Here is a 24,704-nt window from a genome sequence, read left to right as displayed (position 1 = left end):
TTTAACAAACTTAATTAATTAATTAAACACTATCAAGTAAGCATATTGATCACCTTCTGTACATTAAATTTTAAATGCTAAATGATTTTTATTTTCTATTTTTATCAAAAATATAATCACAATGAAAAAATCTTTATTTATTATCACTGTAATTTCTTGTTTTTTTGCAGTTAGTTTAATTTCAACAAGCACTGTTGTAGCACAAAGCGGTGGGACGGAATATTGTTATTCGCAAGGGCATTGGGAACACCTACCAATTCCAAGTAGACCAATGGTAATGGTTTGTGACAATTCCGGAAACTCAGTGTGCGTCAGACCTTGTAAACCTATTATCGTATCAATACAGTAAATATAAGCCTTATGATAAAATCAAATTTAAAAAAAATCTTACTTACTTTATCTGTTTTTATTTTTATGTTAGCTTCATCTAATTTAAAGCTAAATGCTCAAACCCCAGGGATGACATGTCCTGTAAAAGCACATAAAGAATGGAGTTGGCAAGTTTTACAAGTTGTTGTTGTATGCAATGGCTCTGGAGAAATCATTTGTTATATTCCTTGTAGACCTGCGATTACAGATGCACCTTAACATTAAAATATATTTTATATGTGTTAGTCAGTAATATTTAAATATTACTGACTTTTTTAAATTAATTTATTTATGAAGAAAACTTTAAATCTTTCAATTTTATTTATTTCAATCCTTTTACTTGCTTCATGTAATACCGAAAATAATAATAAACGTTATGATAGCTCAGATAATATTAGAATTATAGACTCTTTTAAAATTGGGATACCCCAAGCCATAGTAGCAGATATAAATAAGGATAAGATTTTAGCCTACAATATGATAAGTAATGATATTGTGATTTTTGATATTGCTAAAAAAAAACAAAAAAAATTCAACAAATATGGGAATGGTTATGATGAGTTCATGGCGTCATTACAACCATACACACTGAATTTTATCAAAGATAGTCTGGTAGGAATATCTAGTGTAAATAAAATTAAAGTGTATAACTCAAATGGTTTATTAAAGGACACCTATCAAATAAATAACAATAACACAAGCGCTCCTTTATCGAATTTTGAATTTTTAAATGATTCTACTTTAGTAGCAGTAACTAAACCGCAAGGCGACAATTCTAAAAGGAGTTATTATAATCAGAATCATCAATTACTCCTAAAATTTAATACTCAAAGTGACTCAATAACTAGATTTGCTGAATTTCCGCTTCCTGAAAGTGATTTAAATTTAAAAGATGAAGATTTTTATTACCCCTATCCTTTTATTTATTTCAATCAAATAAATAAGAATGAAATGGAGTATTCACTAATAAATTCTAATGATTCAAATTTATACTTGTTTGATATAAATAGTACAAATTTAAAGAGCATTATATCTTTAGATTTAGATCACTACAAGCCCCTAAAGAAACCTTTTAACAACACATCTAACTCAAGCCAAAATATGGCAATGATGGAATTTTTCATGAATTCAACAATCGTAGGCTATCATAAAAATGAAAAATTTGATTTCATTATATATAATGAAGCTATTGAAAGAGATAAGCTTATAGAACATTTCAAAAAAAATGATTTTACTGGACCAAATTTTGTAGCACCTAAAAGTAAACTTTGGCTGCACAAACTAGAAAATGGTCAAAAGAAATCTTCAGATATTCTTCTACCAAGCAAATATGGGTTTCCAATTCATATTAATTCTGAAAATCAAGCTATATTTTCAAAACCAATTTCTGAATCAGATGATTATAATGGTACATCTACCTTCTATATTTACGAACTAAATCCAACGGAAGAATAAAGAATGAGTTTAAAAAAATATCCTTTTTGCTTAATGATTCTGTTATGCTCTTGCAATCCAAATAACTTAATTGAAAAAGATGTAATTTCTCTTATTGAGGATTATGAGGTTAAGAAAAATATTATTCATATAGTTTCAGATAATGATTGTAGCTCATGTTATAATAAATTTTTAGAATTAGAAAATAGTGAAAATGTAAATCATACGATATATATTTTCTCAAGATATCCAAGTACTTATAAAAAAAGGTTATTGAAAATCACTGAAAATATTGAAATTAAAGAACTAGAAAATTTTAATTTATTGTTAATGTTAAGAGAAAAGTTCAACAAAAATGGCCCTTTTGAAATTCACGTGGATTCAAATAAAAATATAACATACTTCTAAAGTTTTTAATTTTAAAAATTGGTTTTCATACATCTTATAAGGAAAGATCTAATAAAAACTTGGATTACCTAACTGCTGATTTTTAAAATTTTTAACGGATCGTAAAATTTATTTCCTTGTTCGATATAGCAATCTTTATTGGGGTCGTATTGAGACTACAATGACAGGATTATCTTAAATCATATAAAATTCCCATTCGACATTATAAATAATCTAAGAAATGACAATAAAATAATTTATAAATACAGCAAGTATTTATAGCTTTTCTTTAAATTAGATTTATGAAATCAAAAATTAAGTTTCTTTTCATATTTACTCTTTTCTTTAATTGCAACCCGCCTAAAGAAAAAGACAAACAAGATTTAGAATCAGTATCAAATACCTACTCTGAAGGCATAACTGTATCTGTTAATGTAGTTAAATCTATACCATTTAAAAAACAGATAATATCTAACGGTAATATAGAAGCTTTACAAAAAACAGAACTCCGTTTTAAAACTAGTGAACGCATATCTTCCATAAAGGTTAAAAACGGGCAAAAGGTCAATAAAGGTCAAACTTTAGCCATTTTAGATAATGCTATGCTTTCTAATCAAATGAGAAAGGCTAAAATAGAAGTGGATAAAGCTAAAAGTAAGTTACAGGAAGAAAAAATAAACTATGGCGTTGGTAAATCTAATGATGAATCTATTGATGCAACTATTCTTAAAAATCTTAAAATAAAAAGTGGACTTTTTGAGGCAGAAAACGCATTAGAGAATGCGCAATTACTCTACAGCCAAACTATAATTAGAGCACCGTTTTCTGGGATTATTGCCAGTATAGAAACAAAAACGGGTGATTTTATAACTTCATCAGATGTGTTTTGTACACTCATAAATTCCAAGAATCTAGAAGTCGTATTCAATGTTCTAGAAAATGAGCTACAATTTTTATCTAAAAGCCAAGAAGTTTCAATTATTCCGTTTGCTGATACAGCAAACAAATATGTAGGCAGTATTACAGAAATAAATCCTTTGGTGGATGAAAACGGTCTCATACAAGTCAAGGCAAAAATAAAAGGTAGTGATAACTCTTTATTTGATGGCACGAACGTTAAAGTGACTTCAAGCAAGTCTATAGATGATGTTATTGTTATACCAAAAGAAGCACTAGTACTACGCTCAAACAGAGAGGTTGTGTTTACTTACCAAGATGGTGTAGCTAAATGGAATTATGTAAAAATACTAGATGAAAATAGTAATAGCTACGCCCTTAGAGAAGGTGTAAAAATAGGAGATACTATTATTGTTTCTGGCAACATGAATTTAGCGCATGATGCTAGAGTAAAACTAAATAATGCCAATAATTAACTAAATTAAGGCATGGTAAAATTCCTAACTCATAGACCAGTTGCTGTATTTATGGCAACTTTTGCTTTTTTACTATTAGGTATTGTAGCTTCTACACGCATACCCACAGCTTTAATGCCAGATATTGCTATACCTGAAATTACGGTGCAGCTCTCTTATACCAACAATACTGCTAGAGAGCTTGAAACAAATGTCGTTAGGCCTTTACGTAATCAGTTGTTACAAGTCGCTAACTTAAAAGATATAGAAACAGAGACAAGAGATGGTTTTGCTACACTGAAACTAGTTTTTGATTACGGTACAAATACGGATTATGCCTTTATAGAAACTAACGAGAAAGTAGATGCATCACTCAATTACTTACCTAAAGACTTAGACAGACCAAAGGTTATTAAAGCATCGGTTACAGATATCCCTGTACTTAATCTCGCGATATCTTTAAAAAACGAATATTCAGATAATCGGTTTTTAGAACTCAGCGAGTTCTCTGAAACGGTTATTAAAAAACGTATTGAGCAACTGCCAGATATTGCATTGGCAGATATGAGTGGCCAAACAGCTTCTGAGATTATTATTACGCCAAATACAAACAAACTTCAAAGTCTTAATATTTCGGCTGACCAGCTTATCAATACCATTAAACAGAATAATTTTGAGTTCGGCAATATGGTAGTGCAAAATGGTATCTATCAGTATAATTTTAAGTTCTCTAATCCACTTCGGTCAAAAAAAGATATTGAGAATATTTATCTAAATATTAATAAAAAACTCTTTCAAATTAAAAACTTAGCAATGGTTACTGTTGTTCCAGAAAAAGAAAGAGGTCTTGTTTTTATAAATGGCAAGCGTGCTATCGCACTGGCAATGATTAAGCAAGCCGATGCCAGAGTTTATGAATTAAAAGAAGCTTTAGAAACGCTTACCACAGCCTTTAAAAAGGATTATCCAAATCTAGAATTTACAACAACCCAAGACCAAACCAAACTTTTAAAACTATCTATTGATAATTTAAAATCGAGCTTATGGATTGGAAGTTTATTAGCAATTGTAATTATGTTCTTTTTTTTAAAAGATATAAAATCGCCTTTAATTATATCTATAAGTATACCTGTTTCTTTAATTATCAGCTTACTCTTGATGTATCTTTTTGGGTTGTCTATTAATATTATATCTCTATCTGGCTTAATTCTAGGTGTAGGTATGATGATAGATAATGCTATTATCGTTATAGACAATATTACTCAAAAACTAGAGTCAGGTCATAATCTAGCAAATGCCTGCATTGAAGGTACTAACGAAATTATTACGCCGCTCATAAGTTCTGTATTAACCACTTGTTCTGTGTTTCTTCCATTATTATTTTTAAGTGGGATTACTGGGGCTTTATTTTACGACCAAGCTCTAGCTGTTTCTATAGGTCTATTTGCTTCACTCATAGTTTCTATTGTTTTAATACCTGTTATATACAAACAACTTAAAAACAGAGATTTTAAATTCGAAAAATGGCTGCGATTTAATACCAAAACTCAACATATTGAAGATTGGTACGAGAAAGGATATGACTATTTCTTTAGCAAAAAATGGATAGTCTATACCGTGGCTATGGCAGGAATAGTAATGGCTATTTTCTTTTTTAAAACCATGGATTACTCTCAATTGCCTGAGATAAACCAAAATGAAACTATTTTGGTTATAGATTGGAATGAAAACATCAACGTAAAAGAAAACCAAAACAGGATTCAACAATTTTTAAAAGATATACCAGAAATTGAGTTAGATTTCTCTCAGACTGGAGAGCAACAATATCTATTACAACGTGATAATACCAAAAGTCTATCTGAAGCTTCAATCTACATAAAAACCAAAACAGTTAATGAGATAAATAGTATAAAATCAAAACTATCTACAAACATAAAAAAGGTCTATCCTTCAAGTAGTTTTAAGTTTGAAGCACCTAAGACTATTTTCGAATATATATTTGGTACTGACAAAAGTAAATTAACCGCGCAAGTATTTTCAAAATCTTCTCTCGAAGTCCCAACTGAAGACAACTTAAATACAGTAAACAACTTACTTTCTGATAAGAGCAGTAACGAAATACCCTTAAAACAAACAGCGTCCATACAGATTATTCAAGAAAATGTATTACTGTACAATGTTGATTATAATAGTTTAGTCAATGAACTAAAAACAGCCTTTAACGAAAACTTTATTGATAATCTTAAAACAGCTCAGCGTTTTATTCCTATAAAACTGAATTATGAAAGTGAAGAGTTCGACAATATCATAAATTCGTTGTTTGTTAAGAACACAAATGAGGTTAATATCCCTGTGAAAAATCTTATAAAGGTCAACAATATTGAACAATACAAAAGCATAAAAGCTAACAGAAATGGAGAGTATTTAGGATACAAGATAAATGTTAGCGATAATATAGAGAGTGATATAAATCGAATCCAAAACCAATTTAAATCCTCTAAAGATTTTAATGTACGATTCTCTGGAAGTTGGCTTGAGTTAAAAGCATTAAACTCACAACTCATAATCGTTGTAATTGTAGCCTTACTCCTACTCTATTTTATTATGGCAGCTCAATTTGAGTCTTTATGGCAACCACTAATCATATTACTAGAAATACCTATTGATATTGGTGGCGCACTACTATTATTATGGCTCTTTGGAGGTACTATTAATGTTATGGCCGCTATTGGTATCGTAGTAATGAGTGGTGTAATAATTAATGATAGTATCCTTAAAATCCATACGATTAATATGCTACGCAAAAAAGGACTATCAGTAAATGAAGCCATAAAAAAGGGTGGCAAACTAAGATTAAAACCAATATTAATGACCTCTTTAACTACAATCTTAGCTTTAACACCATTTTTGTTTATTGACGGGCTAGGCGCAGAACTTCAAAAGCCTCTAGCATTAACCGTTATTGGAGGCATGCTTATTGGCACTTTTATTAGTTTGTATTTCATACCTTTAGTTTATGCTGCTTTGAGTAAAAAATAAATTCATGAAAAAAATCACATACCTATTATTTTGTTTTACAATAAGTTCCTTCGCTCAAAAGAAATGGACTCTAGAAGACTGTATCAATCACGCAAAAACTAATAATATAGATATAGCAAAACAGCAAAATCAAAATCAATCTTTTGCTGAAGATGTAAAAGTTGCTAAAGGAAATTATTATCCAGATTTAAATTTTAACGCATCTCAAGGTTATAGTTTAGGAAATTCTTTCAATGTATCTACTGGTGTAGGTCAAAGAGAAAGTCGCTTTAATAGTTTTAGCTTGTCCTCATCGCTAAATGTCTTTAGTGGTTTTTTAAATAAATATACACTTAACAAGGCAAAACTCACAGAACAAAAAGGGAAGTTAGATATAGATGTTCTAGCGCTAGATTTATCGATTAATATCACCAATAACTATTTAACTGTTTTATTTAACAAAGAGATATTAGAGGTTGCAAAAGAGCAGGTTAAAATTAGTGCATTAGAAGAGAAACGCTTAGGTAGTTTATACAGTCAGGCACTAACTGGTAAAAATGAGTATTTGCAACTTCAATCTACTTTTGCTTCAGATAAAAAAGAGGTTTTAATAGCTGAGAATAATTTAAAAACGAGCTTAATTAAACTAAGGGAGTTATTGGATATCAACTTAATTCAAGATTTTGATGTTGAAGATATCAGTCTATCTGATTTTGAGAGTTCTGCATTTAATACGGAAATTCAGTTAATAATAAAAGATGCCTTGGAAGTTAATCCCCAATTAAAATCTGCCGAAATCAATCAAAAGATTAGTGAGCAAGACATTAAAATAGCCAAATCAAATTTCTACCCAAAGCTTAATTTTAGTTATAATTATGGAAGTAATTATTTTGGGATTTTAGGCGAAGACGATGTTGTGTTTGATCAAACAACAATGCAATTTATTGACAATGGTTTCTTTGTACAACTAGATAATAACCGCACCCATTTTTTAAGTCTTAATCTTAGTGTCCCAATTTTTAACAGATTTAAAACAAAATCAAACTACAATAAATCGAAGTTTGAAGCTGAAACTCGAAAGATTGAATTAGAGAACCAAAAGAATGAGCTTAAAAACAAAGTTGAGATAGCTTACAATGATTTGCTTACGGCGAAAGCAACTCTTGAGGCTTCTAAAGTTGCAGCTTCAACACAAGAAGAAGCTTTTAACATAGTTTCAGAAAAATATAAAGATGCATTAATTTCAAATTTTGATTTCCTTGAAAGTAAATCAAACTACATTAAAACACAATCTGAGCTTGTTAAAGCTAAGTATGATTATTTGTTTAAGATTAAGGTTTTGGAATATTACAGTAATTAAAGAATAATATTTTATCAAGTTTGATTTAAATTGTTCTTCCAATCATAAATGCCACCTCGATTCAAAAACTTTTTTAAATCATAATCCATTATTTCTAAAGCCTCTTTTACTCCAACTTTTAAAAAGGGTTTGCTATACCTGTGTGTTCCCTGTGCATTATCAAAAAAGCGTCCAGCTGGATCTATCATCACATAACTCCCTTTAATCTGATCATTCGATTCTGGCACAATTGTTTTTATACATTTATGAGTATTTAAAAAATAATGATACTCGTGCTTAGAAATTTTAAAATCGTCAATATTAACATCATTTTGACCTAAAATAGGTAATACTTGCAACACCTTCCATCTTTTTGGTTTTGCATAATTGATAAAAGCATTTAAATCTTCTTGATAATTTACCCTATTAACTACTGTATTAATTTTTAACCCATAACCATACCTTTTAATGCTGTCCACTATTTCATAATAATAAGATTTATCTAATGCGCGCTTTCCTAGAATAGCTCTTCCAATTTTTATATTGTCTCCTTCTTCCAAGCTATCAACACTTAGAGCAATCCAATCTAAATAAAGAGTGTTTTCTTTCAAGAAAGTTTCAGACAAATGACTACCATTTGTCACTATCATAGTCGTCATACCTAATTGCTTTGCCTTTTTTATTAAATTAGGTAGTCATTTACAAAGTAGAGGCTCTCCTCTTGCAAAAGTTATTTTCTCAAATCCTGTGGCAGCAATGCTTTCGACTACTTTTAGAACATCATACTCTGACAGATGTCCTTTGGGCAGAATAGTCTGTTTTACATCTTGAAAAGTTGCGAAACAAAATTTACAACGCATGTTACACGGTTCCCACAAGTGAAAATTTACGCTTGGGATAAAACCATTAGTTTTCATAAAAGATAGTTTAAAATTAAGCCTACATGCAGCTTCTATCCTTTATTGGAACTCTAATTCAAGTATCTTGTTTACGTAAATTATACAGATAGTCTGACTCTATCATTTCTATAAAACTACTAAGACTTTTAAGACGTAATCTTCCAGAATCTAACAACCGCTTCGTATGAATTAAGTCTTGATAACTCACACGATAAACATCATTCTCCCATGTACCAACCTTTTCAAATGCTGTAGTTACGTACCAAAGATGAATGTTCTTGTTACTGTCAATACTTTCTTTTGCCTCTAAGAGTTGACTAAATGCTTTTTTATCTTGCCGCAGTTGATTATGAAGTTCAAACATATTTGTTTTTTGAGTCGTGCGCTTCATCTGCATAAGCACAATGCTTTTTTCATCTTCCATTAACACGTCTATATCGCCAAATTCTTGATTATCTTCAAGTAGTAATGTTTTCCAGCTTGTATTTTGATAAACCTCCTTTAACCTATTTTCTATTCTTGTTCCATCACCAGGTCTAAAGTTTTTTAAAATTGACTCTGAAATCGTGTAAAGACCAGTAAATCCAGTTAACACACTTAATGGAGAAAGAACATGTTTGCCTAATTTAACGAATGGTTTCTGCCACAAACTCAGAGGCATTGTAATAGGATCAAATTTTTTAACAATCCAGTTAAAAGAGAACGCATCAATTAATTGATCAAATTCTCGTTTTGCCAAATTAAGTCCAGAAGCCTCAGCTGCCTGAAACAAGATGCTTTTATCACTAATTATTATAAACTCTGAAAAACGACTTTTATAATTCAGCTCTGCTATACCTTGTGAATATTTATTGCGTCTTGTACGCGAGATTTTATGCAAAGGCTTCTCTGAAGTTTCTAATTTGCGCCATGCAATACCATGCATAAAAGAAATAATCAAATTAAGATTAGGAAGCTTACAGTTTTTCAAGTCCTCATCGTGAACACCTAAGTCAATTATTGCCTGTTTGATTGCAAATTGTCGCGCATTACCTAATTGATTATTTGAATCTTTATTACCGTTTATAAATTTGATTTTTTCATTCTTCTTCACTTCGTCAAACAATTGTTCTCCAAAAGCATAATACAAATTTTCATTAACTGAATATCTATACTCATCACGTTGCCACTGTTTATTAAAATCTTCGGATTCTTTGAAAACTATATTGTTTTCATCAAATACGACATTAAGTCCTGGCTCGTGAGCATATCTGTAAACGTTATTTCGACACAAGACGTAGTCAAAAGTTTTATTAAAAAGTTCAATAGCATTAGGATTAATTACGCTTTCAAGGTATGACTTATTAAGAGTGTCTGAATCAACACTTATATCTGAAAAATCATATGTATTTTGAATAAATGCCACGAGTAAACTTAAAGCCTCAACTGCAAAGTACCATCTAGATTTATTATCAGAGTCTTGATAAATAAAAGCTTCAAAGGCTGAAAAAATTGACATGCATAATTCATGAGGTTGTGCATTTATTTTATCAGTTAATTGGAGAACATCACTCCAATTTGAATTTAAGATATTATTGAATTTATCCCAGATTTTAAGTTCATTTATAATGGGTTCTGGCAATTGTTTCCTTTCGAGCAATTTTATTCGACTACTATCTAAGAAGGTTTTTCTATTCTTATATCCTTCAATAAAAAGTATTGCATTGTTATGAGCTACATACAATTCAAATTCAAGTGAGATTTCTTTCTGCGAATCTAAATAGTGATGCCAAAGTAATATTGCATCATTATGCTGAAGCCAAACAGGCGGTTTGGTAATTAAGAATGAATTATAAAAAAAAGAATTATTAAAAAAAGTTTGACTTTTAGACAATCCTCTTCTTTTTTGAGGATTAGTATACCAAGTAATAAAATCTGAAAAAGATAATTTCCAAGCACAACTGTAAGCCTCAAAAAGCTTATTGCTTTTGTAAAGGTTTTGGGCTTCTTTTTTGTATTGAATGTTTGACATGATAAACAAGTTTAAAGTTGACTATTGGAAATAGTTCTTGCTTATCTTGACCGTAAAGATAAATAGAATCTTTTTTCTCCCAAACTATTTATTAGCATTTCCTGCCATTAAGCTTTTAATTAGCTCTATTTTCAATTGCTCTTTTTGAGTTGTAAACTCCAAATCTATCGATTTTTCATTTACATAATCTACATCGAATAACTTAAAATTTATGATAGGTAATTGACACGATTTAATTTGAACTCTCTCGCCTTTTGCCAATTCATCAACTAAGAACAATACTGAATCATTTGGTTTTCGCATAGTTATCGTATTTGGGTAAAACAACACAACTTCTTTTACTTTAAATCTAACAGCATAGGCTAACATTTGATACAAGTCTGTTTGTGCAATTCCATTTTTCGAATCTGTTATATCGTCATAAACAATTTTATATTTTGTATCAGCAATAATTTTTCGACTATCAAATTCTAACAATAAATCGGGTTTTAATTGAAATTTATTTCCTTCTGCTAAATACCTAGATTTATCCTGATCTTTAGCCTTTATCTCATCGATTTCTTTATCAATAAAACCAAATATAAAATCCTCAAACACATATTCCATTGGTAACAAGAATGCGAATAGTTTTAAATCGTTTTTAAAATTAAACGACACACTATTGTCTAAAAACAAAACACAATAATCTCGAATAGTTTCAAAATCGGAAAACATTGGGTTAAAACTCATACGTTTCATTTTGTCAGACGAAACATTAACGTCTTTAACCTCATCAAGTATAAACAAAACATCGCTTAAAAACCGTTTACTTTGAGGTTCTTTTGTAACAGATAATAATAGTTTTGAAACAAACTTCACACATCTGTTAAACTCATTATCCATTTCAAAGGCATCAAACTCGCAACTAATTTTATGGTTCCTTCCTCTTGATAAGTTCTTGTTTATGTAAGCACCAAAATCTATACGTCCTTTTACAAAAGAGAGTTCTTTATTTACCTCTGTATATTTTTGATAAATAGCGCTGTTTAATAATTCTCTTGTGTACTTACTAAAAAGATATATTAGTATCTCAAAAAAGTCAGCCTTCTCAGTGTTTAAGGCAGATAGGTAGTTAGGAAATTTTAATTTTCTACAATAACTCAACCACCACAAAATATGTTTATTAATAGCGTTTACTTGATAAGCTTCTGGATCTTTTCCATTATAGAATATTTTTGGGAGTAGATTTATTGTTTGACCTTCGTAATGTACAACACCAACATATTTATTAGACTTTAGTGTTTTTGATTTATGTAAAAACTGAACAAAACGCTGTTGCTCAACTCTATTGTCTTCTTCATTAAAGTAGTAATTTGATTTTTCTCTTTTTGACCAAATATCGTCTAAAAACTCTTCCAGACCATCAAAATGACGCTCTGAAAAGGTTTCGTTATTTTGATATTCGAAAAGATTAGTTGTCATTAGGTATATATTGCATTGGCCAACCATCAACAGTTATGTTTGCTGCGCTCATAATTTTTTTCACTTCCTCAAAATCATTCATAAAATACTCTAGTAATAAAGGAATTACTTTATTATCAATAGTGTTTTTTAAGTCATAGTCTTCTCCCATAAAATAAGAATGACCGATAGTGAAATCATGTCCTTTTCTATTTATGATTTCTTCGTTGATAGCATCTAAAATATTTGAATCCTTTACTACTTTATCTTCTGTAGATTTAGAATCTGGATACATTGGCACAAACTCAAAACGTCTTCGTAATGCAATATCTAAAAGTGCAATAGACTTATCTGCCGTATTCATTGTACCAATAATATATAAGTTAGATGGCACAATAAAAGACTCTCCTGATGGTAAAATTGATTTAAGTGGTATTTTACCATGAGAGCGTTTGTCTTTTTCTATAAGCGTAATAAGCTCACCGAAAACTCTAGAAATGTTTGCTCTATTTATTTCATCAATAATAATAACATACTTTGAAACTTCATGCTTGGATACGCTTCTTAGTTCTTCTAAACTAAAATTAGATAACAGCTCCTTTTTTCTCCGATAAGTAATATCATCATAATCGTATTCTTCCTCTTCATCTACAAACTCATCTACACTCTCCTTATATTTTTTTAAGAAGTCGATAAATTCTCTTAGAGCGACGTAATACATCGTAGAATTACAACCTCCTATTGCCTCTCTAATATCTTCATTAACTCTTTTAATGTTGTCTATGTCGTCATAAACTTTATATAGTTTGAGCAAACGATTGGCAGAAACTAAATATGACTTGACTCCATTTATTGGTCTAAATTCTATGTTCTGTCTATCTGTAAAATTATAAACTTTAACTATTCCTCCTGTTTTAGTGTTAAATTGCTGACCAATTTCTAAAGTATTCATAAACTCGATAAAAGCATCATTTAAGTCTATTTTTGCATCCACAGTATTATGCACTTGCTTTTGCTTTTTTTGATACTCTTTATAGTACTCAAACAATGCATTAGTTACCATTTTGGTAAATACCCCATCTGCTCTATTAAAGCTCAATGCTTTCTGCTCTACATCTGGACGTAAACCTTGTATAAAATCTTCATAACTATAATTTTGATGAAACGTTATAAACTCTATTTTATCTCGTAAATTTTCATTAAAAACCTCTAATGCTTTTGTATAGCTAATATCTGGATTTTGTGTGATAATTTTAGCAGATTCTAAAATGGTATTGTAGGTTTTTCCCGTTCCTGGTGGACCATAAAAGATTTGGTTTAGTGGTGCTATATATTTTCTATTTGTTATAACGGTATTCTTTAATGAATATAAAAATTCCTCATATTTCAGAAGTGCTGAACTATACCTATTGTGGTGTTTATCATTAGTTATTATATATGATTGAATCTTTTTCAATGTCGTCCAAAAGTCCTGAAAAGCTGAAACATTTGTTATCTCATAAATTTTAAAAGTTCTAAGACCTTCAGATTTAGCAAGTTTTTCTAAGGACCTTATTGCTGAGAGATAAGTTTTAACAGTTCCCTCAGACAATGAAAGATTTAAAAATTCTTTAAATTTATTTTCCATGTCATTATTTATAAATTCAATGTTAAAAAAAGGCTTGAATAAAACTCTATTAGCTTCCTCAATTTCATCTTCACTTATTTCCCAACACGTTGTAACTGTATTAGGAGTCCAATACTTACCTTTTCCGTTAAATGCACTTTCTTTAATTGGCGTTATTAATGGTTCAAAACTTCTTTCTAACCAACCATAATTATGCATATTATTGAAAGTAGCTGGTTTTGAAGGAGAAGTTATACTTCCAATTAATTTTACATTCTTGTTACTATGGGTTAAATAGAAAAAATCACCATCTCTAATTTGATTTATAAAAATATCAGCCTGAGATATTTTAGAACGTCCTTTAGGTTTAGTTTCAGAATGAACTAAAACTAACTTTTCGTTAATTGCTTTTTCGATAGCTTCATCATTAAAATAGTCTTTACCCATTGAAATTTTGAATATTCTTTGTCCATCTAAAATTATTTTATCGCTATAAAAATCACCTTTAATAAACTTTAACCTGTAGTCCTTATCAAAAACAGCTTTCCTAAAGGCACTGTTATCATAGGTTTTGGCTAAGGCATGATTATCTCTATCAATTTCTATCGCAACAGCACCTTTTATCTCTTCATAATTATTAAAAACAATATCTGCACTTCTACTCTTATACAGATATGCAGTTTCTGTACCGCTAAAAACCTCTTTATTTTCGTTTTGATGACCATCTGAGTCATTATAAGAAATAAAGTCAAATAGTTGCTTGTTTACATTTAGACAATAGCGTTTACCCACTTGAAAACTCAACCGATTTTTTGCAATACTAAAGACTAGTTTTTCTTCGTCCTGAATATCCAAATCTTCCTTTAGTCTATCGAGTATTTTAAAATAATCTAACACTGAAGATGCCTCAACTTTTTTAAGTGTTTTTACAAATGCTTTTTCATCATTTATAAAAAGAAAATTGATATCAGAATTTAGCTGTATCCATTGTTCTTTGGTATTTTTAGTATGCTCTAAATAATCTTCCCAACTATTAAATTTTAAATCTTGATTTTCAAATTGTTGTTTTGTCAAATTATGCCCTTTATGGATGCCACCACCCAAACCATTTACATCTACAACAAAAAACATTTGATATGCATACTGAACACTTGGCGAAGACTCTGGTATTATGGCCACCCATGCATGATCTGCCCCATAATTTTGTGGACCTTGGAAACTAACAATGTGCTTAGTAACATTTTGAAATTGATTTGAAGTAATAATTTCATCAGCCAGCTGATTAAGAGATGCTTTTACTTGCTCATTATCGGATTGATTATGAATAAATGGAAATAATATTTTATACACCTGTTTCCAATTGGGAAACATACCAACCTTACTCTGTTTATAATTTATCAAGCTTTGCTTCACTATTTCGCTAAGACTATAATACCCTGAAACATCTCTATTTTCTAAAGCTTGTTTTAATTGATTAATAACCTCAGCGTTTATTTTATTACCTTTTTTAAGTTCGTTGGCTATTAAAAAACGTAATGTATTTACAGGCCTAAACTCGTTTTCTGGTTTATACTGTTGTATAACTTCATCCAGATTATCTTGGTTAGTATTTAAGTAATTAAAAAGCGCTTCTTCGTCGTTACTTAGAAGATTAAGTAACGTTGCTTGTTGTTTTAAGTTATCTATAGTAATATTTGACATTTAATTATTTATTGAAAGTAATTCTTTAATTATATCATTTTTAAACTTACTGAATATCCGTTTGTGATATTTTTCTTCTTCTAATTCAATTCCAAAAATTAACCTATATCTTTCTTCTTTTGGAATATCAAGATGACCAAACGTTTTTTCTAAAAGTATGTTTAGATAATTATCTGAGTACTTATATCGCAAATCAATTAAATCTTGTAATTCTTTAGTTGAGTGGCCTTCATAGATTAAAGGTAAATTGAGAGCACTAACCGTATCAAGACCTTTGAAATTAAAAAGCGAATTATTCTTAAATATTAATTGATTATTTGTCACACTTATTGGTAAATAACTAAACATATATGACGATGAAATATTAGTGTCAACATACGGATGTAAGTGATCTACTAAATTAAAAGTAGTTGTAGATTTGATAGCGTTACAGGTCGCGCAAGATGGAATCAAATTATAAAACGACAATCCTAATAACGGATAATCTGTTTTTGCAAACCAGTGATCAAATTGTGGCACCATCCCTTTACCTCCAGCTTTGTTTTTATAAATGAATATGTATTCTCTATTACAATAAGTACATGTATGTTGATCTAATAAATTAGCAAGCCAATAGTTTTTTTTCTCTTTTAGAAACCAATTTGTGTATCCAGAATCTACAAACAATAGCTTACAATATCTTTTAAAATTATTTACTGTTTTTCCTGGAATAGATACATATTCTGTAAGTAAAATATTATGTAATTGAAAAAGCCTGATAGGTTTGGCCGTTACCAACTCGTGTATTACGCTATCAGTAAATAAATTCCTAAAATCTTGATCTAAGCCTGACCTTTTTTTTCCATTACCATTGCAAAAAACACATGTAGAATCTCCGCAGTTGTAAGTATTTCTACCTTTAAGTTTTACACCAAGCCAACAAACAGCTACTTTACTATACTCATTCAATGCATTAAATTGATCTCCTAAGTAAATCATGTTACATCATCAATTAAATCATCAATATCTAGTCCAGCTCTTCCGAGAATATCTTTTGCTCTAAATAACGCATCCTTTTTATCTACATTATTAGGAAATGCTCGATCATACATTTCTTCAAGCTTAAACTTCAAAATAGGCTCGTCAACAATATCAATTACAGACTTTATGTAGTCTTCATCCTTCGAGGTAACAAAACTCTCTAACCTCATAAATTCAGCTTTCTTTATTTTTAAAAGCTCTCTATTTTTTTTATTACCCTTATTATTTAAATCCTCAATTTCATTTCCTAAAATGAGAAAATTCAAGTTTCTTAGTAATTCTCCGATTTTGTACTCTGCAAATTCTCCCATAAAGCCATCTTTTAAAAAGAAACTGTCAGCTAATAGGTCATGAATATTTGCTCCAAAACTTCTTTTTGAAACTTTTCTATCTTGAGGCAAAACATAGGTTAATTTTGAATTTTTGTCTTTATCTAGAAAAACAATATTACTTTTTGGTATATCTGACAACGTTAAAGGATCATGTGTTGTAAATAATATTTGTATTTTTTGGTTAGGAAAAATAATTCTAAATAACATTAAAATTGATTTTACAAACTTTTTCTTCCATTGAGGATGAAATCCCATATCTGCCTCATCTAATAGTAATAAATAATTATCGTTGGCCACATCCTTAGTCGAATATCTATTGTACTCGTTAAAAATTTGTTTATCAACTTTGAATTGATAATCATACAAAGAAGAAAATAAATTATACATACCCTTTTCTCCAGAACTCAAGTTTTTATCTGGTCGAAATGTTAGTAAAATTTTTCTATCTAAGCTAAAGTTATCTTTAAATGAAATAATAAAGTTTTCATAAGCATCTAAAAGCTGTAGTGCGTCTTTAAATGATATTTGTAGTTCTGTCCAATTCTCAATTTCAACATCTTTTTCAGGAATATGAGATAGAAGTAGTTCGAGTAAGTCTTTTATCTCTCTAGTAGGTAAGAATATTTTCTGACTACCCTTACTCAGCTGAATAAAAGCATTATCTATAAAAAAATAAAAAGCGCTTTTTAAATCTTTATTTTTTTTGAAATCTGAGCTATCTGGAGTATAACTATTATTAATATAACCCTCATTCAAATATTTATTTCCTGACATTTCAAGAATATTTTGAACCTTATCTATAACCCGCTCAATTATTTGTAACTCCAATTTTATTTTATTGCCAAATAGTCGCGGTCGTTTCTTTTCATTCGTTATAGGGTTTAGTTCCCGTAATTTGTCAAATTTCGCAATTTCTTCCTCGTCCTTTATAACTTTAAAGCGCTCAAAAAATGGTCTAAATTTATAAGGTGTATCATGAACACGAGGTCCTACGAAATTAATCTTTACATTAATTTTATTAAAAACAGGTAATGCAACATAATTTAAAAAAAACTCAATATTAGACATCTGTCTAAACTTTATCCATCGTTTTAAATTTTCCGAATTATGCAATTCCAGCTGTGCTGATAATTCTATGTTCTCATATTCAGTATCTTCTAACATTAACTCATACTTAGACACATCTTTGAAATTAGAATTTACATAGTCATGATTTTGTATGTTTAAAAAGGGAGAATAGTATATAATATCAAAAATGTTATCAGTACTATCACCAATTTTATACGTATCATTTTTTTCATTTTCATAAATAAAAAAACAGAACGACCTGTTTCTAAAGACATTTAAAATAGAAGTCTTACCTGTTCCGTTAGCTCCAACTATAGCCGAAACCAAGTATAAATTTGACCCCCAAAAACCTTTAATAAAATTTGGGTTAGGTAGTTTTTCTTTTAAAACTGGTAAATTATTTATCTCTGTAAACTCATAATTATATTTACCACCTAGATTAAGTGTATATCCTTTATGATTTTCACCAAACACGTATGTTAATACGCCATTAGGAATAAAAACAGCCGCTAACCTCATACATCACCATATTTAGTATTATCCTCCCCGACCATACCCAATTCTCCCTTAGCCTCACCAACCGTAACCTGCCCATTCATAAGCATGGGTAATAACCAATCGCGTAAGGCAGCGAGTTTTTGGTTTTCTTTGTGGTTATTTCCGATTTTATCGTGGATAGGCTTCATTTTTTTGTTGAAGCTTTTTAATACTTGTTCATTCGGTTTTACAAGTCTAAATCCCTTAACTAATGAACCATTTAAATTGTTGATGCTTGTGCCTAAACATTCTTTTTTAATAGTTTCAGAAACAAAGGCAGATTGCATGTAACTTGATAAGTAAAACTGGAAATCTTCTTTTGCCTCTAATTTTGCACAAAATGCACCAAAAGCAACTTTTGTTTTGAAGTAGAACAGTCCATTTTTCCCAATATGGTTCTTACTTCCACTAGACATTGTGATTAAAACATCATACTTATTCATTAATTGTTTTTCACTAACAAACTCATCTGGAACATAGACCATATTCTCCAAGTCTATGATGTTTCCGGTAATATTCGTAGCTCTTAGAACTGGAGTGACGCCATCATCATTCGGTGTTTTTATATCATGTTTATTATAAGAAACACCTCTTACAATTTTTGCAATATCATCCAGAACGCCCTTTTCCCAATCCTCCGGAATCTCACGTTTTAATTCTTCATTATGCACCATGTTACCACCAGAAGATTTATAAGGCTTGCCATTGGCATCAGGAAAATCAAACTGTACAAACCAATAGTCATAAATGGTTTTTGCCATGGCTTCTAACTCTGCATTGATTTTGTTGTTGACTTCTATTTTGTCATCAATATTTTTTAAAACTTTAGAAATTCTTTTTTGTTCTATAATATCAGGAATATCAATTTCCAATCTCACTAAATCTCTTTGATAAAGATGATTAATAGTTGAACCTTCTGCCTTAACACGATTAATAAAATTTTTAAAATTGGAACTTTTCAAAAATTGAAATAAATATTCGGTATCTAACCAATCTTCGACGATGTTTCTTAAAACAAATATTCCAGATGCTACTGTTGAAGGTATTTCTAATTTTCGAACAATTCCAACTTTTCCAATTGTGCCGTCCTTTGAAATTAGAATATCATTTATTTCCAGTTTAATTTCTGGCGACTCTTCATATCTTTCTTGACTTATATAGCCTGCAATTTTCCAATCAATATATCCGTCTTTTAAAGAATATCCATTTATAATTCTGTAACCACTTTTTTCTAGATATTCTGATTTAGCTAGTCCTTTCCAGCCAATTCGTCCTTTTAAGTATAAGTCTTGTCCTACATTAACCTTCATATTTTAAAACTTTTAATTGGCTCTTAATTTCACTTACTAACTGAGTACTCTCTGAAAATAACCTATCTAAATTGTGTTCGTGGTCTTTCAACTTGTCTTCAAATTCTTCTGTAGTAATATCTATATATTCAATTTTTACTTCAAAATACTGGCCTGCACTTAAACTATAGTTTTTGGCTTTAATATCATCATATTTTACCACTACTGAGAAATCTTCAATAGCTTCTTTATTTGTAAATGTTTTAATGATTTGGTCTTCTTCAGTAACACTCAATACTGTCTTTTGGTTTTTACCTTCTTTTACCGTGGTTCCTAAATTAGAAGCATCTACTAAGACTACATCTTCTTTGTTTTCTTTATCCAAAAACACAATGGATACATTAGTACCTGTCGTAGCAAAAATATTAGATGGCATGCTTACCACACCTGCCAACATTTTATTATCAATCAGTTTTTGTCGTATTTTTTTATCGATACCAGATTGCGCCGTAATAAATCCTGTAGGCACAACAATTGCAGCTTTTCCTGTCTCATTAAGACTATACATAATGTGCTGTAAAAACAGTGTGTAAATTGCCATTTTATCTTTGGCCTTTTTAGGTATATTGGGTATGCCTGCAAAAAAACGCACTTTGTTTTCTTTCTTCTTAAGCACATCCACATCACCGCTAAAATCTAACTTAAACGGTGGATTACTTACGATATAGTCAAACTTGCGGACATCACCATCTTTGCGATGGTAAGGGTCGGTCATGGTATTGCCTTGTATCACATTCTCAATACTATGTACCAATTGGTTCAGCACTAAATTCAATCGCAATAGGTTAGACGATTTTTGAGATATGTCTTGTGAATAGACCGTACACTTATCTGGCCCAATAGCATGTGCTAAATTCATTAAAAGTGTCCCTGAACCTGCACTTGGGTCGTAAATAGTGACGTTGCTCACTGGTTCTGGTACCAATATATTAGCAATGATTTTAGAAACGGCGTGTGGTGTGTAGTATTCGGCATATTTGCCACCTGCATCAGAGTTGTAATCTTTAATTAAATATTCAAAAATGGTTGAGAAAAAGTCAAAGCCTTCTTCCATGATGTTTTCAAAATTGAAAATCACCAGTTTATTAATCAAAGCTACAGCAAAGGCATCGCGCTTACTACGCACATATTCGGTAATGCGGTCAAAGAGTTGCACCTTTTGTCCATCTTCGGTCTTTACGGCAAAAAGTTCGTTATTATCAGCGGCAATATCCATTAAGGTATCGTCTAACAACTTGGCAAAATCAGGTTCATTTTGGCGTTGAAACAAATAACCCAACAACTGGTGTGGTTTCAAAAAGGCCGTAGAAGCATTCATTTCAAACTGTAAAACCTCATAATCTGCTTCGGCTAGTTCTGCCAGTTGTGCTTCCCAATTGTCCGTACCTTCCAATTCTGGTTTTAATTTCTTTATCTCATAAGCGAAACGGTCGTTTATAAACTTGTATAGAAAAATCTGGCTAATGATTTTAAATTCGTTACCATCATTGCCTAAGCCATAACTGGCACAAACGGATTTGAGTTCGTCAATGAGGTCTTTGGTTTGCTGTGTAAAGCGTTGTGTGTTTTCTGTTGTCATGCGGATTTTCCGTGATATTCGTTAAGGTATTCGTCTACTATTAATTGTGTTATAAATTTGGTGGTTGACACATCCAGTTTGGTCTGTGAAGACTTTTGAAATTCGGCAAACACCAATCGTGCTACCTGGCTTGCAAAATAACTTTCGTTACTTAAACTATCGTTACGCGAGAGTACCGCCAAATCGGTTTGTTCTTTAATTTGCTGTAAAGCTTCAATAATAACCGTTTTTAGTTTAGAAGGTTTACCAGCTTCTAACAAGCGTTTGTGAACACGAGCATATTTAGGGTCGCCTTCGTACTTTTCTTTTAATAAATCGTTACGTCTGTTTAATTCTTTGATGCGCTCATGTATTGAACGTAATGAAGTGATGTTCTCTTGCATTTCGGCTTGGGATACTTCATTGAGATTTCTATCATCAAACAATCGACGTAACTCTTCATAAAGGCTTACCCATTCTGGGTCTTTTCTATCAAAACTACCACCTAAAGCTTCGCGCGTTTTCTTTAAGGTGTCTTTAAGTTCTCCAGCAAGCACTAATTCTTCTTCACCAACTTTATGAAAATCAAAAACAATGTCCTCTAAAGCCATATTGAGCAGGTTGCCTACTTCCTCGTTGTTATCAAACGCCTCTTTGGCATTAATAAGGTTCAATCGGTTTACGGCCTCAATACGTAAAGCATTTAGCTTGGTAAAATCCATCTTCTCCAATAAGTCATATTCACCCAGTAAGCGAATGGTGTTATACAACGAGCGTGCATCCTCTAGCGCCTTTTTAATTTGTAGCATTTCGCCATGGTCTGAAATCTGTGAGATTTGAGAAGAGAAATTTTCGGCGTTCTTTAAATCGTAATCAGCAAGCACTTCTTTAATGTCTCTAATGGAAGCAGTCATTTCCTCTTTGGTCATAAAGAGGTTAGAATAGCTTTCCATCTCATCTCCTAAAATGCTCTGTAATTCGTTAAAGTAATCTCTATTGGTTTTTTCAAACTCCGTTGAAATATCAGCAAAGTCCACTACATGACCATAGCGATAGTCTTTGTATTTACGGTTAACTCTAGTTAAGGCTTGTAAAAGGTTGTGCGCTTTTATAACACGACCCAAATAGATTTTCTTTAGTCGCTTGGCATCAAAACCAGTCAATAACATATTATAGACAAAGAGGATATCTATTTTACCAGCCTTAAAATCGTCTCGCCAAGCTTCTAGTTCCTCTTTGCTACCAGCATCATATAAAATGAGTGCGGCCTTTTTGACTTTATAGTCGTTTTTGAGTTTTCTCAGATAGTCTGGTTCAGGCTCTGCCGCCATTGGCAATTGATTATCGGCTTCGTCAGCATCTCTGTATGTTGCATTGAATATTTTATACAATTCTTCGGCTTGGTCGCTACTATCGCAAATCACCATAGCGCCTGTGCTTGGGTCGCCTTTAAGACGTCTAAAGTTTTCAAAGTCGTTGACAATATAATCCAGCATTGGTGCGACAAAAGAAGGATGCGCATACAAGCGACGCTTATCAATATCGCCCTTTTTAATATCTAAATCATCAAGAATTTTCTTGAACTTGATTTTGTATTCGGTTTCAATCTCCTCACGGATTAGCTTCAACGTATAACCATCCGCAATCGACTTGTTGTAATAGTACTTATGGATATAACCACCGAATAAATCCTTGGATTTTACATCTTTACCAATCAATGGTGTTCCGGTCAAACCAATTTTTATAGCGTTTCTATCAGATTCCTCAAGATTAGCCAAAAAACTACCCTGTGGATTATAACTTCTGTGTACCTCATCTAAAAAGTAAACGCGTTGCACGTTGATGTTGTAATCTGTGGTAGTGCTTACTTCAGGGTCATCTTTGAACTTATGAATGTTTACAACGGTAATTTCGCGTTGCCCTTTATCATTATTTACAGCTGATGTTTTTTTAAGGTCAGCCACAAACTCATCTCTTGAACTAACTGTATGCACTTTTAAACCACGTGCTGTAAATTCATCTCTCGCTTGGGTTAATAAATCCAATCGATCTACGATAAAATAGAACTTGGGTATGATGTGTTGCTTTTGGTAATAATCCGTTAAAAAATGCGTGTTGTAAAATGCCAAAGCCGTTTTACCAGATCCTTGTGTATGCCAAATAATCCCCTTACGAATGCCTTTATCCAATTTCTCTTCAATCGCTTTTGTAGCAAATAATTGCGGATATCGCATAATGTGCTTTTGCAAACCAGTAGTTTCCTTCACATAAGCAAAAGCGTATTGCAAAATGAATTTCAGGCGGTCTTTTAACAGCATTGAAGTTAGAATACGATTCGTTGGTGAATCGGGATTCTTATTGGTAATATATTCAGGATTGTTTTTTACACTGATGTAATTGGTATCCTTTAGCAGGAAATCTTCAACTGATGCATCCAATGGTTTCAATTCTTTAGATAAATTGAATCCTATCTCTTCTCTGAAATAATTAAACTGTGGTTTATAATAGGATGGTGATGCATAATAAGCGCCTTGCCAAGGTTCAATTTCGTCATCATCATATTTCATATTGTTTGAAAAAATCATGAACTGGGTTAAGTTCACAAACTTCCTAAACTTCTTATTTTGAAAGCGTTTATTGATGCGGTCGCGCTCTGCTATCACACCATTCATGTTATTGGGTTTCTTTACCTCAATAAATACCAATGGCATTCCGTTAATCAAGCAGATAACATCTGGTCGAAACTCGTCTTCTCCATTTTTATAAGTCAACTCGGTGACCACATGAAAGTCGTTGTTTTTAAAATTTTCAAAGTCAATCAAGTTTACACCAGAGCGACTGATTAGTTTATCGAAAAATGCTTTTCCTAAATCCTCGTTTTCTAAATCTAGACTGATTTCTTGATACAAACGTTCGATATCGCTCTCTAGTAATTCAGGATTGATACGATGGATGGCTTCATTAAATATATCCGTAAACATATTGGTTTCTTCATCCCATACGCTATCCTTTAATGAAAGGTATGTGTACCCCAGTTGGGTTAAGTGCAGAATTGCAGGTAATTTTACTCTTGAGTCTTCGTTAAATGCCATAAGTGTTGGTTAAGTACTGTAAAGTAACAACTAAATTTGTGGGAGACTTTAAAGATAGAAAAAGCCCTCGTTCCCACAAAAGCTTTACTATAAATAAATCCTATTTTTAATCCTGCTGCAATACACTAAAAAAGAAAATTATTTGAGATATGAGCTCTTCAAGAAAAACGAAGCACACTGGAAAAGTTTAAA

General features: G+C 31.1%; 17 protein-coding genes. 7 read left to right on the top strand and 10 right to left on the bottom strand.

Translation table 11 applies throughout. From position 1 onward, the window contains the following. Positions 1 to 121 precede the first annotated feature (121 nt). The 7 genes from BTO05_RS14035 (at position 122) to BTO05_RS11005 (ending at position 7,920) form a co-directional block, all read left to right on the top strand. Positions 122 to 349, top strand: a complete 228-nt coding sequence (locus BTO05_RS14035; RefSeq protein ID WP_157662579.1) for a hypothetical protein — start codon at positions 122 to 124, stop codon at positions 347 to 349. Between the two features lie 11 nt (positions 350 to 360). Beyond that, a complete protein-coding gene (locus BTO05_RS11030) occupies positions 361 to 588 on the top strand; it encodes a hypothetical protein (RefSeq protein WP_087492719.1) in 228 nt (75 codons plus the stop codon). A 72-nt stretch (positions 589 to 660) separates the two neighbouring features. Continuing rightward, positions 661 to 1,824 carry a hypothetical protein gene (locus tag BTO05_RS11025; protein WP_087492718.1) on the top strand — a complete coding sequence of 388 codons (1,164 nt, stop codon included), beginning with the start codon at positions 661 to 663 and terminating at the stop codon, positions 1,822 to 1,824. Between the two features lie 3 nt (positions 1,825 to 1,827). Continuing rightward, complete coding sequence (locus BTO05_RS11020; protein ID WP_157662578.1) at positions 1,828 to 2,211, top strand: hypothetical protein; 384 nt, start codon at positions 1,828 to 1,830, stop codon at positions 2,209 to 2,211. A gap of 281 nt (positions 2,212 to 2,492) precedes the next feature. Beyond that, on the top strand, positions 2,493 to 3,563 hold the full coding sequence (locus BTO05_RS11015; RefSeq protein ID WP_087492716.1) for an efflux RND transporter periplasmic adaptor subunit: 1,071 nt from the start codon (positions 2,493 to 2,495) through the stop codon (positions 3,561 to 3,563). Positions 3,564 to 3,575: 12 nt separating this feature from the next. Next, positions 3,576 to 6,581: an efflux RND transporter permease subunit gene (locus BTO05_RS11010; protein WP_087492715.1), complete on the top strand. Its 3,006-nt coding sequence runs from the start codon at positions 3,576 to 3,578 to the stop codon at positions 6,579 to 6,581. 4 nt (positions 6,582 to 6,585) lie between these two features. Next, positions 6,586 to 7,920 (top strand): TolC family protein, encoded by a 1,335-nt coding sequence (locus BTO05_RS11005; protein ID WP_087492714.1) that lies wholly within the window; start codon positions 6,586 to 6,588, stop codon positions 7,918 to 7,920. 14 nt (positions 7,921 to 7,934) lie between these two features. Here the strand turns inward: BTO05_RS11005 and BTO05_RS11000 are convergent, their stop codons facing one another. From BTO05_RS11000 to BTO05_RS10960, 10 genes are all read right to left on the bottom strand, one after another. Beyond that, positions 7,935 to 8,582 carry a viperin family antiviral radical SAM protein gene (locus BTO05_RS11000; protein WP_262508180.1) on the bottom strand — a complete coding sequence of 216 codons (648 nt, stop codon included), beginning with the start codon at positions 8,580 to 8,582 and terminating at the stop codon, positions 7,935 to 7,937. A gap of 12 nt (positions 8,583 to 8,594) precedes the next feature. After that, on the bottom strand, positions 8,595 to 8,759 hold the full coding sequence (locus BTO05_RS14030; protein WP_157662576.1) for a hypothetical protein: 165 nt from the start codon (positions 8,757 to 8,759) through the stop codon (positions 8,595 to 8,597). Positions 8,760 to 8,874: 115 nt separating this feature from the next. Continuing rightward, positions 8,875 to 10,809 (bottom strand): hypothetical protein, encoded by a 1,935-nt coding sequence (locus BTO05_RS10995; RefSeq protein WP_087492712.1) that lies wholly within the window; start codon positions 10,807 to 10,809, stop codon positions 8,875 to 8,877. An 84-nt stretch (positions 10,810 to 10,893) separates the two neighbouring features. Further along, positions 10,894 to 12,270, bottom strand: coding sequence for an McrC family protein (locus tag BTO05_RS10990; protein WP_157662575.1), 1,377 nt, complete (start codon positions 12,268 to 12,270; stop codon positions 10,894 to 10,896). After that, positions 12,260 to 15,556 (bottom strand): McrB family protein, encoded by a 3,297-nt coding sequence (locus BTO05_RS10985; RefSeq protein ID WP_087492710.1) that lies wholly within the window; start codon positions 15,554 to 15,556, stop codon positions 12,260 to 12,262. The genes BTO05_RS10990 and BTO05_RS10985 overlap by 11 nt, the downstream gene beginning before the upstream one ends. Then, complete coding sequence (locus tag BTO05_RS10980; protein WP_087492709.1) at positions 15,557 to 16,534, bottom strand: hypothetical protein; 978 nt, start codon at positions 16,532 to 16,534, stop codon at positions 15,557 to 15,559. Next, positions 16,531 to 18,495 (bottom strand): AAA family ATPase, encoded by a 1,965-nt coding sequence (locus BTO05_RS10975; protein ID WP_087492708.1) that lies wholly within the window; start codon positions 18,493 to 18,495, stop codon positions 16,531 to 16,533. Before BTO05_RS10975 ends, BTO05_RS10980 begins: the two co-directional genes overlap by 4 nt. Then, entirely contained in the window at positions 18,492 to 19,823 is a 1,332-nt protein-coding gene (locus BTO05_RS10970; RefSeq protein WP_087492707.1) for a restriction endonuclease subunit S, read from the bottom strand. Before BTO05_RS10970 ends, BTO05_RS10975 begins: the two co-directional genes overlap by 4 nt. Then, positions 19,813 to 21,441, bottom strand: coding sequence for a class I SAM-dependent DNA methyltransferase (locus BTO05_RS10965; protein WP_087492706.1), 1,629 nt, complete (start codon positions 21,439 to 21,441; stop codon positions 19,813 to 19,815). The genes BTO05_RS10970 and BTO05_RS10965 overlap by 11 nt, the downstream gene beginning before the upstream one ends. Further along, the gene (locus tag BTO05_RS10960) at positions 21,438 to 24,512 is read right to left on the bottom strand and encodes a type I restriction endonuclease subunit R (RefSeq protein WP_087492705.1); all 3,075 of its coding nucleotides are present in this window, start codon (positions 24,510 to 24,512) and stop codon (positions 21,438 to 21,440) included. Before BTO05_RS10960 ends, BTO05_RS10965 begins: the two co-directional genes overlap by 4 nt. Between the last annotated feature and the right edge of the window lie 192 nt (positions 24,513 to 24,704).

Source organism: Winogradskyella sp. PC-19 (assembly GCF_002163855.1).
Classification (GTDB): domain Bacteria; phylum Bacteroidota; class Bacteroidia; order Flavobacteriales; family Flavobacteriaceae; genus Winogradskyella.
Note: the sequence above shows the minus strand (reverse complement) of the source record. Positions and strands in the feature narration are given on the sequence as shown.